This is a genomic window from Paraburkholderia sp. BGA-UO-ETr-F21 (assembly GCF_059567925.1).
This window is the reverse complement of sequence record NZ_JCAQOY010000040.1, coordinates 1,009,762-1,025,791: the sequence shown is the minus strand read 5'-3', so window position 1 is coordinate 1,025,791 and position 16,030 is coordinate 1,009,762. Positions and strand designations below refer to the sequence as shown.

Annotated in this window: 13 protein-coding genes; 10 read left to right on the top strand and 3 right to left on the bottom strand. The window is 62.1% G+C overall.

Annotated features, from left to right (window positions below):
* Positions 1–442: 442 nt before the first annotated feature.
* Together AC57B1_RS37065 and AC57B1_RS37060 are read right to left on the bottom strand one after the other, a co-directional pair.
* Positions 443–1,594 (bottom strand): branched-chain amino acid ABC transporter substrate-binding protein, encoded by a 1,152-nt coding sequence (locus tag AC57B1_RS37065; protein WP_091792846.1) that lies wholly within the window; start codon positions 1,592–1,594, stop codon positions 443–445.
* Between the two features lie 124 nt (positions 1,595–1,718).
* Positions 1,719–2,966, bottom strand: coding sequence for an NAD(P)/FAD-dependent oxidoreductase (locus AC57B1_RS37060; protein WP_496420176.1), 1,248 nt, complete (start codon positions 2,964–2,966; stop codon positions 1,719–1,721).
* Between the two features lie 343 nt (positions 2,967–3,309).
* On the opposite strand from AC57B1_RS37060, the gene AC57B1_RS37055 reads away from it, so the two are divergent.
* The 9 genes from AC57B1_RS37055 (at position 3,310) to AC57B1_RS37015 (ending at position 13,231) form a co-directional block, all read left to right on the top strand.
* Positions 3,310–4,722 (top strand): aminotransferase-like domain-containing protein, encoded by a 1,413-nt coding sequence (locus tag AC57B1_RS37055; RefSeq protein WP_408301681.1) that lies wholly within the window; start codon positions 3,310–3,312, stop codon positions 4,720–4,722.
* 206 nt (positions 4,723–4,928) lie between these two features.
* Positions 4,929–5,237 carry an EthD family reductase gene (locus AC57B1_RS37050; protein WP_408347630.1) on the top strand — a complete coding sequence of 103 codons (309 nt, stop codon included), beginning with the start codon at positions 4,929–4,931 and terminating at the stop codon, positions 5,235–5,237.
* Positions 5,238–5,629: 392 nt separating this feature from the next.
* Complete coding sequence (locus AC57B1_RS37045; RefSeq protein WP_496420175.1) at positions 5,630–6,346, top strand: FadR/GntR family transcriptional regulator; 717 nt, start codon at positions 5,630–5,632, stop codon at positions 6,344–6,346.
* Positions 6,347–6,396: 50 nt separating this feature from the next.
* Positions 6,397–8,109, top strand: a complete 1,713-nt coding sequence (locus tag AC57B1_RS37040; RefSeq protein WP_408347627.1) for an IlvD/Edd family dehydratase — start codon at positions 6,397–6,399, stop codon at positions 8,107–8,109.
* Between the two features lie 26 nt (positions 8,110–8,135).
* On the top strand, positions 8,136–9,044 hold the full coding sequence (locus tag AC57B1_RS37035; RefSeq protein WP_496420174.1) for a dihydrodipicolinate synthase family protein: 909 nt from the start codon (positions 8,136–8,138) through the stop codon (positions 9,042–9,044).
* Between the two features lie 341 nt (positions 9,045–9,385).
* Complete coding sequence (locus AC57B1_RS37030; protein WP_496420342.1) at positions 9,386–10,225, top strand: ABC transporter permease subunit; 840 nt, start codon at positions 9,386–9,388, stop codon at positions 10,223–10,225.
* On the top strand, positions 10,222–10,965 hold the full coding sequence (locus AC57B1_RS37025; RefSeq protein ID WP_408184554.1) for an ABC transporter ATP-binding protein: 744 nt from the start codon (positions 10,222–10,224) through the stop codon (positions 10,963–10,965). Before AC57B1_RS37030 ends, AC57B1_RS37025 begins: the two co-directional genes overlap by 4 nt.
* Positions 10,966–11,000: 35 nt before the next feature.
* Positions 11,001–12,005, top strand: a complete 1,005-nt coding sequence (locus tag AC57B1_RS37020; protein ID WP_091792838.1) for an NrtA/SsuA/CpmA family ABC transporter substrate-binding protein — start codon at positions 11,001–11,003, stop codon at positions 12,003–12,005.
* 11 nt (positions 12,006–12,016) lie between these two features.
* Entirely contained in the window at positions 12,017–13,231 is a 1,215-nt protein-coding gene (locus tag AC57B1_RS37015; protein WP_496420173.1) for an acyl-CoA dehydrogenase family protein, read from the top strand.
* 48 nt (positions 13,232–13,279) lie between these two features.
* On the opposite strand, the gene AC57B1_RS37010 is transcribed toward AC57B1_RS37015, so the two are convergent.
* Positions 13,280–14,341: an LLM class flavin-dependent oxidoreductase gene (locus AC57B1_RS37010; protein ID WP_496420172.1), complete on the bottom strand. Its 1,062-nt coding sequence runs from the start codon at positions 14,339–14,341 to the stop codon at positions 13,280–13,282.
* A 419-nt stretch (positions 14,342–14,760) separates the two neighbouring features.
* On the opposite strand from AC57B1_RS37010, the gene AC57B1_RS37005 reads away from it, so the two are divergent.
* On the top strand, positions 14,761–16,017 hold the full coding sequence (locus AC57B1_RS37005) for a cation:proton antiporter domain-containing protein (protein ID WP_496420171.1): 1,257 nt from the start codon (positions 14,761–14,763) through the stop codon (positions 16,015–16,017).
* Positions 16,018–16,030: the final 13 nt, after the last annotated feature.

Genomic DNA, 16,030 nt, shown 5'->3' with positions numbered 1-16,030 from the left:
CTCTAACATGCGCAGCAAGGCTGCTTTGTCGTTTTGATATTAAGAGTGGGACAAGAAAGGAAACCAGAACATGAATTGTCGCGTACGCCAGATCCCGGTATCAGGAGCAAATGTGAGGTGGCTGCTGTTGATCGCCGCGCTCGCGGGAACCAGCGGATTGCAAGGTTGCTCGACTACGCTCGAAACGTTTGGACTAGGGGCTGGATTGGGCATCGGCGTAGGCGTGATTGGCGCTGTGGGCACGATCGCGTGCGCGATCGGTTGTGAGCGCAACCACGGATTTTGACGGGTCTCGCGAGGATCCAACGCGAGCGGCCCATGCCGAAGCATCCGGCACGGCCGCTCTCCGAAGTACTCAAGTTTGTTTCGCGCCGAGTCTACGCGATGCTTCGCCCGGATCGGGATGACCCTCCGTTGCGCACAGGCGCCGTGCTCGTGAAAATCAGGCGCCGCTCCCTCCAACCGTCTTCATACTCTTCCACTGACCTTGCTGAACCTGAAACAGCGTGTACGGCGGCTTGATCAGATCGCCGTAAGGGTCGAACGTGATCTGTCCCGTCACGCCCGTGACGCTGACCTTGGACAGACTATCGACGATCTTCGCGCGGTCCAGTGAATTCGCCGTGTGGATCGCCTTGAGCATGGCGAGCGCCGCGTCGTACGCGAACGGCGCATACAGTTCCACGTCCTGATTGAAGCGCGCCTTGTAGCGCTTGCCGAACTCCACGGCCGCCGGCAGCTTGTCGAGCGCGGGGCCCGGCTCCAGATCCTGCGTGCCGTCGCCCGCCGTACCCGCGATCTGCAGGAACGCATTGCTCTTCAACGCGCCCGCGCCGAACAGTTGAGCCGTCATGCCGAGGGAGCGCATCTGTTTGATCAGCATCGCCCCCTGTTCATCCAGGCCGCCGAAGAAAATCAGATCGACATTCTTACTCTTCAGCGTCGTAAGGACGGCGCGGAAATCGACCGCCTTGTCGTTGGTGAACTCGCGATCGACGATGTTGCCATTCGCTTCTTTCGCGCCTTTTTCGAACGCATCCGCCAGTCCTTGTCCGAACGCCGTGCGGTCGTCGATGATACCGATGCGCTTCGCCTTCATCTGCTCGACCACGAAGTGCCCCGCCACCACGCCGCCGATGCCGTCGTGGCCCATCGTGCGAAACACGTTCTTGTAGCCCTGTTTTGTCAATTGCGGATTGGTCGAACCGGGCGTAATCATCGCGACGTTCGCCTGGTGATAAACCGTCGAAGCCGGAATGCTGCAACCCGAGTTGTAATGACCGATCACGCCGACCACGCCGTCGTCGACCAGCTTCTGTGCCACCTGAATCGCCACGCGCGGATCGGCCTGGTCGTCCTGCACGTCGAGCACAAATTTCACCGGCTTACCATCGACAGTGGGATGCCGCGCGTTTTCTTCATCGAGCGCCAGTTGCGCGCCGTACTGCAGGTCTTTCCCCACGCGTGCAACGGGACCCGTCAACGGTCCGACAAAGCCGATCCTGACGACTTCAGGGTCGGCTGCCCACGCGAACGGTGCGTGCGCACCGATCAGACAAACGGTAAAACTCAACAGCCAATTGCGGCGATTCATGATGCGCTCCTTGCGAGTTGTCACGTCGCGCGTTATGTCGAATGAGCGGCTCGATGCGCGACGCGTCGAAACCGTCCTACGTAGAGGTGGATGAAACTGAAACCTGGTGCCACGATGTTCGCCGTTATGCCTTTCGCCCCGCGCGGAAACGCGTCGCCGCGTACGGCGCGAGATCGAGCGCAGGCGCGCGCCGTGCGACCAGATCCGCGACGATGCGCGCGCTTATGCCGGCGAGCGTCACCCCGAGATGCTGGTGACCGAATGCATAGATCACGCGTTCGCTCGCGCGTGAACGCGCGAGCACTGGCACGCCGTCCGGCAAGGTCGGGCGAAATCCGAGCCAACTGCTGTCGGGCGTAGTGAGCGCGGGCAACGCGCGTCTGGATGAAAACGTCAGCAAGTCGATCAGCGAGCGGTTGCGCGAGTCGCTAAAGCCGCCCAGTTCGACCGTTCCCGCGACGCGGATACCGTCGCTCATCGGCGTCATGTAAAAGCCTCGCTCGGCCCAGCCGACCGGCCGTGAAATCAGTTGCTGCGCGCCCGGATAACGCACGTGATAGCCACGCTCGGTGTCGAGCGGCACGCTGTCGCCGCATTGCCGCGCAAACTGCGCAGAACGCGCGCCCGTCGCGACGATCACATGGCTAAAGCGCCGCGTAACGCCGTCGGCTGTCACACTTGCGCCATCGGCCGCAGGCTGCACCGCGCTGACCGTCGATCGCTGTAGCGTCAGCCCTTGCGCCACGAGCTGCTCATAAAGCGTTTGCAGGAAGCCTTGCGGATCGGAGAAATGCCAACTGTCGCTGAACAGCACGCCGCGCTCGAATATCGGCGCCAGCGACGGTTCGAGCGTGCGAATGTCGTTGGCGCCCAGCACGTCGAACGCGGCGCCGAGTTGCTTGCGCAAACCGAGTGCGGGACTCGCCGCGTCGAACGACGCCGCGCTCGAATAGAGATAGAGACACTCGCGCCGCCTTACAAAACGCGCCAGGCCGTCGTTTGCCAGCAACGGCGCGTAACCCTCCTGCGCTTGCGCGAGCAATGCAGCGAGTGCGCCGGCACTCGCCTTGTAACTGCGCGGCAGCGAACTCATCATGAAGCGCGCGAGCCATGGCACGAGGTGCGGCAGATACTGATAGCGCAGCCTGAATGGACTCTCGCCAGAAAACAGGTAGCGCGGCAGATCGCGGAACACAGACGGGTTATTCACCGGAATGCACGCGTAGTGGGCAAACGTTCCCGCGTTGCCGAACGACGCGCCCTGTCCGACGCCGGACGGATCGAACAGCGTGACCCGATGCCCGTCGCGCATCAACGACGCCGCGCTGGCGAGGCCGATGAATCCCGCTCCGACAATAGCGATCTCCGACATTACTTGCGCCCTTCCATCGCATACGACAGCCACGAAGACAAAACGCGCATTGCAACACTCCCACTGACAGATTCCTGGGCACTGCCCGGCGTCGTTGCTGCATGTCCGCCACCAGACAAACTCTGGCATCTAGAATCACACAATAAATTTTTGTATGCAATCAAAAAACATATTGTGTGGTCATAGCATTTTCCCTGGAGGGTCCCAGGCATGCTCTTCGCCACCTGCCGGCGGTTCAGCGGGAAACTCGCGGAAGCCTCGCAGTCGCACGGGGGTGGTATAGAATCGCCACACCTCCGCACAATTGCGGACAAAGCCAGTTTGTATGGAGACAGTTGATCTTATGGCTTCTGGCAAAGACGCAACCCGCGCCGCCAACGGCACGCCGGATCCGGCGAAGCGCTCGACTTACATCGAGGTGTCCAGTTCGATCGAGAAGGACATCCGCAGCGGCATCTATCCGCCCGGCAGCCGGCTGCCGCCGCAGCGGCAACTGGCGACTGATCTGGGCATCAACGTTTCGACAGTGTCGCGCGCGTACAAGGAATTGCAGTTGCGCGGGCTGGTGATCGGCAGCAAACGGCGCGGGTCGCTCGTGACGGGCGGGGCGATGCCGAGTGTCGAACCCGCGCAATCCGCGCAATCGGCGAGCAATGGCTTGATCGACCTCACCGTGAACCGGCCGGCGACGGGCGAATTTCTGGCGTGTCTGGCGCGCACGTTGGCCGAGTTGCCGCGCGATCCGCGCTTTGCGCAATTGCAGGAATACCAGCCGCCGCAGGGCCCCGAATGGGCGCGCGCCGCCGGCGCCCGGTGGATGGCCGCGCCCGGCTTCACGCCGGATGCCGGCCAGGTGGTCGTGACGAGCGGCGCGCAGCACGGTTTGTATGCGGTGCTGAACAGCCTGATCGGCACGGACGGTGTGATCCTCGCCGACCGCCTCACCTACTATGGGTTGAAAGCGCTCGCGCCCGTGTTTCAGTTCGAGATCGTCGGCATTCCGAGCGACGGCGATGGACTGCTGACCGATGAAGTCGACGCCGCGTGCCGGCGCATGCCCGTGAAGGCGATCTTCACGGTGCCCAATCTGCAGAATCCGACTGTCACGACAATGAGTCTCGAACGCCGCATGGCGCTCGTGGATATCGCTCGCCGGCACGGCGTCGCGATCATCGAGGATGACGTGTATGGGCCGCTGGTATCGCAGCGTTTGCCGACGATCGCAAGTCTTTGTCCGGAACTGACTTTCCATATCGCGGCGACCTCGAAGATTCTCGCGCCTGGGCTGCGGCTCGGCTACCTGTCGAGTCCGCCGGACAGCTCGGCGCTGTGCGCGGAGGCCGTGCGCACGACCGCCTGGATGCCTGCGCCAATGTCGATGCTGATCGCGTCGATCTGGATCGAGGACGGCACTGCGCGCCACATCATGGACGCGCAACTCGCCGAGATTCGCGCGCGCCACGCGCTCGCACGGGAGTTGTTGCCGCAGGCGTTACTGCGCTCCGATCCGGCGTGCATGTTCGTCTGGCTCAAGTTGCCGCCGCCCTGGCGCGCCGATGATTTCGCCGCCAATGCAAAGGCGCGCGGGGTGGTGGTGATGCCTTCCTCGGCGTTCGCAGTGGATCGCTCGGAGATCGAGCACGGCGTGCGGATCAACCTTGCTTGCGCGTCGAGCCGCGACCAGCTTGTTAGTGCGTTGCGCTTGCTGGCTGGAACATTGAAGGATCGGCCGAGGGCGTTGTTTGGGACGATCTGAGGCGGGTCATCAATGCGAAGACACGTGAAAGCTTCGATGCGAATTCACAGCCGGCGTAGAATCCAAGCTGCATTCTCGACCGGGTAAAGTGGTTGTACACCCGACTCCGTATCAGTCTGACACGATCCCGGCCGCCAGCGGGTTGAAGCGCGAGACGCTCATTCCGCCGTGCACCGATCTTGCCGGGTGCACAAGGAGACATGACCATGGCAAAGCTCGTCGCGCTATACAAGACGCCGTCAAATACCGAAGCATTCGACGCACACTACTTCTCGAAACATGTGCCTCTGGCCAAGACGATAACCGGACTTCAGCGCTACGAAGTGAGTACCGGGCCGGTCGCGACCCCGCAAGGCGGCTCCCCGTATCATCTCGCGGCAATCCTGAGTTTCGATTCGATGGAATCCCTGCAACAGGCACTCAGTTCACCTGAAGGTAGAGCGACAGCGGGCGATCTGGCCAATTTCGCACAAGCCGGTGTCGAGCTTCTCGTATTCGACACTAAAGACGTTTAAACATTGGCCGGTGAGCAGGCTGCGCGCGAAGCATCGCGGCCAGCATGAATTTTGGCGCAGCGCGGCGGTGGATGAGCACTGCCGTCGCTAGCTAACCGCAGGCGCCCTCGGGACGACGCTCGATAAGAAGGACTCGCCGTCCTCGCCGGATTATCCATCCCTCGCGATTCAAACACCGAACCACGCTGGCGGCTGTCATTCGACACTGGTCACTGCACGTCCCCGCTCTTCTTGCCCAAGTCCGATGCGCTGCCATCGGCGATGCCAAACCGCACCTTTCCGCCTTAATATGTATGTCAATTAAATGCCAAATAGTGGCATAACTAAGGTCAATTTGAGCAGTCAGCCATTTTGTGCCAGAATATGTACTACATATTTAGCATGGAAAGAAGATGCTGAAGCTTCATGAGCCGATCGTGACGGAAATGATCGAGGCCATCGTGTCAGGGCGACACGCGCCGGGCGCCTCCCTACCGAACGAGATCGATCTGGCCCAGGCGCGAGGGGTCAGCCGCACTGCAGCGCGGGAAGCCATGCAAAGGCTGCAGTCACTCGGACTGATCGAAGTGCGTCGACGCAAGGGGGCCAGCGTGCTGCCACGCAGCAACTGGAATCTGCTGGACCCGACCGTACTCGACGCGGCCATTGCATATGCTACGGACGTCGACTTTTTCCAGTCCCTCATCGAGGTACGCCTGCTGATTGAACCGCGTGCCGCGGAACTCGCCGCACAACGCGCGAACGATCGGGATCTCGAACGGATCGGAGCCGCACTCGCTTCAATGGAGGCCGAGGCCGAAGGAACGCGGGGTCCTGGTTGGCGGATTGCGGATCTGGCGTTCCACACCTCAATCATCGACGCAACGGGGAACTGGGTTTTGCGGCAGCTGATCGTGACAATCGGAGCTGCGCTTGCCGCCGAGATCCGCGTGACGGGTCAGTACGCGGCGTCCCCTAAGGAATCCTTGCAACTGCACCGGAACGTCTTTGAAGCGATTCGCCGGCATCAGCCCACGGAGGCGCATGCCGCGATGACCTGGCTGCTCATCTCGACACAGCGCGAGCTTGACGCATTGAATCGCGACGGCAAATTCCGCCCGAGACAATAAGCGGCTAACTGAATATCAAACGGCACCCAACAAATGGATAGGGAGACGACATGCGCAAACTCCGCTCGCAAAGCTGGTTCGGCAGAAACGACAAGGATAGTTTCATACACCGTTCATGGATGAAGAACCAGGGCATTCCGCACGACGAATTCGACGGACGTCCGGTGATCGGCATCTGTAATACGTGGTCCGAACTGACGCCTTGCAATGCGCACTTTCGTGAGCTGGCGGAGTACGTGAAGAAAGGCGTGCATGAAGCGGGCGGCCTGCCGCTGGAATTCCCGGTGATGTCGCTCGGCGAATCGAATCTGCGCCCCACCGCAATGCTGTTTCGCAACCTCGCTTCCATGGATGTCGAGGAATCGATTCGCGGCAATCCGATGGACGGCGTGATCCTGCTGGTCGGCTGCGACAAGACCACGCCGGCTCTGTTGATGGGCGCGGCGTCGTGCAATCTGCCCGCACTGGCGGTCTCTGGCGGACCGATGTTGAACGGCCGCTTTCGCGGCAAGAACATCGGCTCAGGCACGGGCGTATGGCAGATGTCCGAGGAAGTACGCGCCGGTACGATGACGCAGGAAGAATTCACCGAGGCCGAGTCGTGCATGAACCGCTCGCGCGGCCACTGCATGACGATGGGCACGGCGTCGACCATGGCCTCGATGGTCGAATCGCTCGGCATGGGACTGCCGCACAACGCGGCGATTCCCGCCGTCGATGCGCGCCGTCAGGTGCTCGCGCATCTCGCGGGCCGGCGCATCGTCGACATGGTTCGCGAGGATCTGACGATGGACAAGATCCTCACGCGCCAGGCCTTTGAAAACGCGATCCGCACGAACGCCGCGATCGGCGGCTCGACCAATGCGGTCGTCCACCTGATCGCGCTCGCGAAGCGCATTGGCGTGGAGTTGTCGCTGGAGGATTGGGAGCTCGGTTCGAACGTGCCGTGTCTCGTGAATCTGCAACCGTCCGGCGAGTATCTGATGGAGGATTTTTACTACGCGGGCGGCTTGCCGGCCGTATTGAAGCAACTCGGCGAACAGGGGCTCCTGCATAAAGAAGCGCTGACGGTGAACGGCAAGACGCTCTGGGACAACGTGCGCAACGCGCCGAATCACGACGAGAAGGTCATCACGACGTTCGCCGAGCCGTTCAAGCCGAAGGCCGGCATTGCGGTGCTCAAGGGCAACCTGGCGCCGAATGGCGCGGTGATCAAACCGTCGGCGGCGACCGCGGCGTTGCTCAAGCATCGCGGCCGCGCGGTCGTGTTCGAGAACATCGAGGAGTTGCACGCGAAGATCGACGACGATTCGCTCGACATCGACGAGCATTGCATCATGGTGCTCAAGGGCGCGGGGCCGAAGGGTTATCCGGGCTTTGCGGAAGTCGGCAACATGCCGCTGCCAAAAAAGGTGCTGCAAAAAGGCATTACGGACATGGTGCGCATTTCGGATGGCCGCATGAGCGGCACGGCTTACGGCGCGGTGGTGCTGCACGTGTCGCCGGAAGCGGCCGCGGGCGGCCCGCTCGCGTTCGTGCAAACCGGCGACATGATCGAGCTGGACGTCGAGGCAAGGCGCCTGCATCTGGACGTCACCGACGAGGAACTCGCGCGCCGGCGCGCCGCATGGCAGGCGCCGGAAGCGCCCAAACGCGGCTACTACAAACTCTACGTCGAACACGTGCTGCAAGCCGACCAGGGCGCGGATCTGGATTTCCTGGTGGGATCGAGCGGTGCGCCGGTGCCGCGCGACTCGCACTGATCCTGAACTGGCAGCGGATGCTATCCATGACACTTGACACCCATTCTTCACCGAGCGGAATCTGGCCTGTCCTCTACGCCTTCTTCGACTCCCGCAACCAGTTGGATCGCGAAGCGCAAAGAATTCAGATCAACGCGACGATCGCGGCGGGCGCGCGGAGCATCGTCATACTCGGTCTCGCGACCGAGGTAAACCGGTTGACGCCCGAAGAGAAACATCGCCTGATCGACTGGGCCAGCGAAGACATCGCGGCACGTGTCCCGCTCGTCGTGACGATCACGGGCGACACCGTGGACGCGCAAGTCGCGCTGGCTAACTACGCCGTTGAACGCGGTGCTTCCTGGCTGATCCTTCAGCCTCCGTCGATGCGCGACAAACCGGAGTCGTTCTATTTCGACTTCTTTGCCGCAGTGATGCAGCGCACACACGCCCCCGCAGGCATTCAGAACGCCCCGGAATATCTGGGCGTCGGCCTGTCAGCGGAATCGATTGTGACGCTTGCGAGTCAATGCCCCAACTTCCGCCTGCTTAAAGGCGAGGGACCGGCGACAACGATTCAGCACACCGTCGACCGGCTGCGCGGGCTCGGTCACACGTTACCGGTCTTCAATGGCAGAGGTGGGCAAGAACTTGTCGACAACCTGCGAGCCGGATGTGCGGGACTGATCGTAGCGCCAGACACCTTCGACCGGCAGGTCGCGATACACCGGGCATTCGCTAACGGACTCGAACAGGAAGCCGAAGCACTGTACGCCCAAACGTTGCCGGCTATCGTCTTTGTGATGCAGTCGCTCGACGCGCTCACGTGCTACGGCAAACGGATCGCCGCGTGGCGCATGGGCTTCGACGTGCAGCACGATCGCGGCGTCGCGCCGACGGCGTTTGGGCTGGAATGCGCGCGGCGCTTCGCAATACAGCTAGGTCCCTTCGGCTAACGAAAACCCGCACACGCCGGCTAGAAACGCCAACCTTCCGCCACTTACGCCCGTACCGCGCAAACCTGCGCGGACCCTCGACAACGGCGTCATCACGCGCCAGGCATCGCCGCCCTCGAGCAATGCGTCAGAACTGAAAAGCAAAGCATAAATAACTGTTTGTCATCGCAATGCGAATCGGCCTTTAATAACAAACTCGCCTTCGCGAGGCACCGCCTTTAGCCGATACAAATTCGCCGTCCGGATCGCTGGGCAAAATGAATCCGCCCTGAGGTGTGTTGACCCGTACTGGCTCCATCTCGGAGCAGTCCTTTTTCATGGCTTATCTGGGACCGACCGACATGGCTGATGTCACCTATTCGCGCAACGGCTATGCCGCTTCGCGCCGGTTTTACCGGGGCGTTTCGAAACGCACGCTCTACAGGTGGCTTTCGTGGGCCGTTCCAGCACTCGTGCTCGTGCTGTGGCAAGTCGCGGCGCGCGTTGGACTGATTGCGCCACAAGTGCTCCCGGCTCCGAGCAGCGTTGCGGCAAGCGCGCTGGATCTGGCCAGAAACGGTGATCTCTTCATTCACCTCGGCGTGTCGCTATTGCGTGCCGCTACGGGCTTTGCAATCGGTGGAACGATCGGACTCGCGCTCGGCATTCTGGTCGGCTTCTCGCCGCTCGCTCAGGCGCTGCTGGATCGCTCGATCCAGATGGTGCGCGCAATTCCTTTCCTCGCGATGCTGCCGCTCGTCATCGTCTGGTTCGGCGTGGGCGAGGCGGCGAAAATCTTTCTGGTCGCGCTTGCCGTGCTCTTCCCCATCTACATCAACACCATGCTGGGCATTCGCCAGATCGATCCGAAGCTGATGGAACTCGCGAAGGTGATCGGCTTGAACCGGAGCGCGGTCGTACGGCGCATCATTCTGCCTGGCGCGATGCCGTCGATCCTGACGGGCGTGCGTTACGCACTCGCCCATGCCTGGCTCGCGCTCGTCATTGCGGAAACGCTTGCGACAACGAAAGGCATCGGCTTTCTGGCCATGGATGCCCGCGAATTCCTTCAGACCAACGTCATTCTGTTGACCATCATCATCTACGCGATCGTCGGCGTCGTGGCGGACGCGCTGGTGCGGCTGCTCGAAGCGCGTTTCCTCTCGTGGCACGCGAACTACGCCAAAGGAGCACGCCAGTGAGCCTGGATCTTGCACTGCCCCAGGATGCCGCCGTTCAGGCGCTCAATGAGGAACGGGTGAACCGCTCGCCGCTCGCCGTATCGGTACGCGGTCTGCAACGCAGCTACGGCACGCGTGTCGTCATCGATGCGCTGGACCTCGATATCCGCGAAGGTGAATTTGTCGCGCTGCTCGGAGAAAGCGGTTGTGGCAAGACCACCCTGTTGCGGGCGCTGGCCGGGCTCGATCTACCCGACGCCGGCCAGATCCGTGCGCCCGAACGCCCTTCCGTCGTGTTCCAGGAGCACCGCCTGCTGCCTTGGGCGACGCTGTGGGAGAACGTCGCGCTTGGTCATGAAACGACGATCGGCCGTGCGGGAGCGGCGCGTGCGTTGGCCGAAGTCGGGCTCTCCGGCCGGGAAGACGACTGGCCGCGCAATCTCTCCGGCGGTCAGGCGCAACGCGTGGCGCTGGCGCGCGGCCTCGTGCGCGATCCCGCGCTGCTGCTGCTCGATGAACCGTTCGCGGCGCTCGACGCGCTCACGCGCATCAAGATGCACGGACTCGTCAAGGAACTCGTCGCGCGCCATCACCCTGGCGTGCTGCTCGTCACGCATGACGTCGACGAGGCGCTCACGCTCGCCGACAGGATTCTTGTCATGCGCGCGGGGCGCATCGCGGCGTCCTTCCAACCCAACAACCACACGCCGCAGGCACTGCGGCCAATCCTGCTCGACGAGCTCGGCGTTCAGTCTCACTAAGCGCTTTTCCGCATGACTCCAAGGACCTGACAAGGATGAACGATTCTTTACTGAGCCGCCGCCAGCTGTTGCGCGCGGCGGGTGGCCTGCTGGCCGGCGCCGCCGCCGGCGGACTGTTTCCGGCTCGCGCCGCCGAGCCGCGCAAGCTGACCCGCAACACCGATACGGTTCGCGTCGGCTGGGGATACGGCGCCCTGCCGGACATCGCCAAACAGCGCGGTGTGTTCGAAAAGACACTGGCTGCAAAGGGCATCAAGGTCGAATGGGTCGGGCCGTTCCCGAACCATGCGCCGTCGATTCAGGCGGTCGTCGGCGGCAGCGCGGATTTCGGCTTCTGGGGATCGACGACGCCGGCGCTGGCCGCGATGCTGGCCGGCTCCCCTCTCGTCTTCAACGCGTTCGACATCTATTCGCCGCGCTCGACCGCGATCATCGTGAAGAAATCGAGCGGTATCAATTCGGTTGCCGATCTCGTGGGCCGCAAGGTCGCGGTCAACCGCTCGGGACTGGGCGAATTCCTGTTGATTGCCGCGCTGGAGAAGCATCACATCGACCGCAGCAAGGTCGAGTTCGTCTACCTGAATCCGCCCGATGCCGCGCCGGCGTTTGCGCAAGGCGTAGTCGACGCGTGGTCGATGTGGTCGCCGGCCGTGGACATCGCACGCCATGCCAACGACGCGAAGGACATTTTCAACGAAGGACGCGACCTCGATTTCCTGATCGATTACAGCTCGCTCGTGACGCGCCGAAAATTTACCGAAGAGAATTCCGAGTTGATTCGCGCGGTGATCGATGCGTACTACGTCGAAGGCGCGTGGCAGTCGGCACATTCCGCAGAATCCGAGCAGCTCGTGCAGCAGGAAGCCAAATATCCGGATCAGGTGCGCGACTATCTGACGAGCCTGAAGCGCGTGAATCAATTCCACGAACCGGACGACGCCGCGTTCATCGCGCAGTTCCAACGCGCCGCCGATTGGCTCGCGGAACGCAAGATCATCAAGTCGCGAATCAAGGTCGCGGACTACAGCGTGAAGGTTTGATGGGACATACGATGGCAACCAGGCTCGTCTCACCCTTGTCCGCCACACTCGGTTTCGCCGATGCGCTAACCCATATCGCAGCGACCGCGGTCGAGCGGGAACGCAATCACCGTTTGCCGCATGAGGAGATCGCGACACTCAAGGCGCTCGGCTTCGGCGCGCTGCGCCTGCCTGCGCAGGCCGGCGGCCGCGGTGTGTCGTTGAGCGAACTTTTCGCCGTGGCGCGCGACGTTGCGGCAGCGGATTCGAACATTGCTCACGCGTTCCGCAATCATCTGTGGCAAGTCGAAGCGGCGCTCAGACGCCGGGATCACCCGTTCCATGCACACGTTCTCGATCTGACGGGCAAGAACAAAACCGTTGGCCTCAGCTTCACCGACAGCGACGCCGTGGCGGCCGGCGCGCGTCCGAGCCAGGTGCTGAGCCGGCTCGAATGGGACGAAGCGCGCCGCGCGTATATCGGCTCTGGCGAGAAGGTCTACGCGACCGGCAACCTCTACAACGACGCATTCGTTGGACTCGCGGTGGAAAGCCGTGAGGGCCGAACCGTGCAATACGTGCTCGACCGTGGCCAGGGTGTCGGCAACGACGACGACTGGCAGGGATTTGGTCAGCGCCTGACGGGCTCGGGTACGGCGAAGTTTCATGCCGTGACGGTGCCCGCGGCGCACGTGTATCCCACAGACCCACCGCGCGGCGAAGAAGCGGCGCCGTGGGGCTACACCTTTCATCAGGTCTATCTGACCAACTGCATTGCAGGCATCGTGCGGCGGGGCGCGTTGGACGCCGTCGAGGTGTTGCGCGCACGCGGGCGCAACTTCTATCACGGCGACGCGGCGCATCCCACCGACGAGCCGGTACTGCAAATGCTGCTTGGCCGGATTCGCGCCTATGCCGCCAGCGTCGAGGCAACCGCCGATCGTGCCGTAGCGGCGCTCCAGCGTACCTGGGACAGCTATGGCACAGCCGACGAATATGACACCACGCTCGCCGCCACGCTCTCGGCGGCGGAAGCCAAGGTCGTGATCGACGAGCTCGCCCCGCAGATCGCCAGTTGGCTGATCGATCTCGGGTCGGGCTCGGTCGTATCTCGCGTGGGCGCGCTGGACCGGCATTGGCGCAACATCAAGGTGATTGCTTCGCACAATCCGCGCCTATACAAGGAGCGGTTGCTTGGGCAGAACCTCTTGACCGGACAGCTTCCGCCCACCGGCGCGTTCTTCTGATTGAACACCGGATCGCGCGCGTCGCGCGCGATCCGGAAACGGTTACGCTCAGTTCGAAAGAAGCCGGCGAACGCGCGGCACGACCTCTTCCGCAAAGCGGCGCATGTCGGCTTCGAAAGGCTGGAACTGCAGCATGAAGAGTTCGATGCCCGCGCGGTGAAACGCGGCAACGCGCTGCGCAACGGTGTCGTAATCGCCGACCAGCCCCGCGGCCGTGCCGCCATTCGAGCCGACACGCGCCGATTGCGCGAAGGTCTGGTGCATCACCGCTTTCGGATCGATATTGGCTTTCTGCCGCTCGCGCAGCGGCTTGTCCAGTTCGGCCAGCGCGAACAGATGCGCGAGATGCGCCTCTGCCTGCGCCTGTGTCTCGCGTGCGATCACGAAGGCCGACAGACCGAAACGCAATGCAGCCTGCGCGGCGGGACGCGGACGGGCGGATACATCGGCGATCAGACGCGCGACCTCGTCGTGCGGCTGACCGTTGATGAACCACACGTCGCCGTGCGCCGCCACCAGTTCGCGCGCCGGCTCCGACTCGCCGCCGACATAGATGCGCGGACGCGCGCGAAACGGATCAGCGGGACGCAACTGATATTCGTCGATACGAAAGTTGTCGCCGTGATGATTCACCACTTCGCCACGCAACAGCGCCGCGACGACTTCGATCCATTCGCGGCCGTAGGCGTAGCGTTCATCGTGCTCAGGAAAGCCAATGCCGGCACGTTCCAGCTCTGGACGATTCCACGCGTTCACCAGGTTGATCGCAAAGCGCCCGCCGCTGATGTGCTCGATCTGCTGAGCCATCTTCGCGAGCACGACCGGATGATAGAGATAAGGCTTGATCGCCGTGATGATCTCGATGCGCGACGTGAGCGCCGCCAATGCAGCCGACGCGGTCCATGCCTCGAGCTGGTCGAGCGAAGGATCATGCGGATTGACAGTGTGTTGGGCGACGAGCACCGAGTCGTAGCCGAGGCGCTCGGCCTCGAGTACAAGAGCCTTGTTGCGTTCCCATGAAGCATCATAAGGTTCGGCGGGATCCTGCAACGCGGCACGGCTACCGTGCACGAGCGCCCAGATGCCGAAGCGTGGAAGTTTGACTGACATCGCTTTTGATATTCGGAAGGCGGAAGAGCAAAACGCCCATGCTAACCCTGCCCGCGCGCGCGGCCTTCCAATTTCTATCGATATGGAAGTGACGGAAAGGCATTAAGAAAGCGAGGCGCCTCGCTGCTGGCCAGGAGAACTCGGTTGCGACTGCATGGAACCGGGACGCAACACGCCATCGGGTCAACCCCAGGATGCCGGATACAAGTCGCAGCTCTCTACGCACTACCGCGCATTCCTTGATCTCCGGCAAATAACTGCGGCGTAAGCTGCCTAGGCTTAAACACAGGATGGGAATGCGTCTCCCGTCCATGCAGCGATGCAGCGACAGCGCGTGTGCTTCCTGCCGACGAATACACCATGTTTGAAACGCAACACCCGGATGGCGGCACATCATCGGGTATTCGAAGGATTGGCCAATGTTACTGATCGCCGCATTCATTTCGCTCGTGTTCCTTTACAGTCTGGTGTCGCGAAGACTGGAGAAGACGGCTATCACCGCACCAATCCTGTTCACCGCAGCCGGCGCCCTACTCGCGATTTTTCCTGAAGCAGCAACCGAGCTAGTGCTCGACCGCAAAGGCTTGCTCCTCGTTGCGGAGCTGGGGCTTGTCATGACGCTCTTCACGGACGCCTCACGCGTCAGCCCGGGGATGCTGAAGGGCCATACGAACCTGCCAGTCCGGCTACTGAGCATTGGCATGCTGCTAACGATCGTGCTCGGCGCGCTATGCGCGATGGTCGTTTTCCGAACGATTTCCTGGTGGGAGGCCGGCATTCTTGGCGCGATTCTCGCGCCGACCGATGCCGGGCTCGGTCAGGTGATCGTGAACAGCGAGCTGGTGCCACAACGGATTCGTCAGGCGCTGAATGTCGAGGCAGGGCTCAATGACGGGCTCGCAGTCCCCTTCATGATGTTTTTCATTGCACTGGCGGTGGCGCAAGAGACCCACACTGGCGGCGCCGTGTTCGTCAGATTTGTCGTTGAGCAACTCGGCTACGGGGCGCTTGTTGGACTCGTTATCGGGCTTCTAGGTGGCTGGCTGCTAGGCCTTTCGCGCCGCAAGAAGTGGATGGCCGAGCCGCTCGCTCAACTCGGTGTGGTGACGCTGCCACTCGCTTGCGTGCTGGCTTCGGACGCCGTTGGCGCGAGTATGTTCATCGCGGCTTTCGTGGCAGGACTCGCCACTCAAGTGGGCTTTAACGAGGTTGGCAAACATAGCGTCGAGTTCGCAGAAGACTGGGGCCAACTCTTCAACCTGTTCGTATTCTTTCTCTTCGGTCTGGTCGTTAGCCGGGTGTGGACGCACTTCAGTCTCGTCGTCGTGATCTACGGCGTACTGAGCCTGACGTTGATTCGCATGGTGCCGGTAGCGATTGCGCTCACAGGCACGCACCTCAGCCGTCCGACCGTCTTGTTCATGGGTTGGTTCGGTCCGAGGGGGCTTGCGTCGATCGTCCTTGCACTGGTTTATCTCGAAGGAGAATTGAATCTGCCGGCCGAATCCATTATCAAACAAGCCGTCATGGCGACCGTGCTGTTCAGCATTTTTGCCCACGGGATCACAGCGCTAGTGGGCACGCGACGCTACGCGAATGCAATTACTCCTTTGAGCAGCAGTGCGCCGGAGCATGAGACGGTCGCGCCCGCTGTGGAGTATGTCGAGGATGCCTGAGGCATCCGAGGCA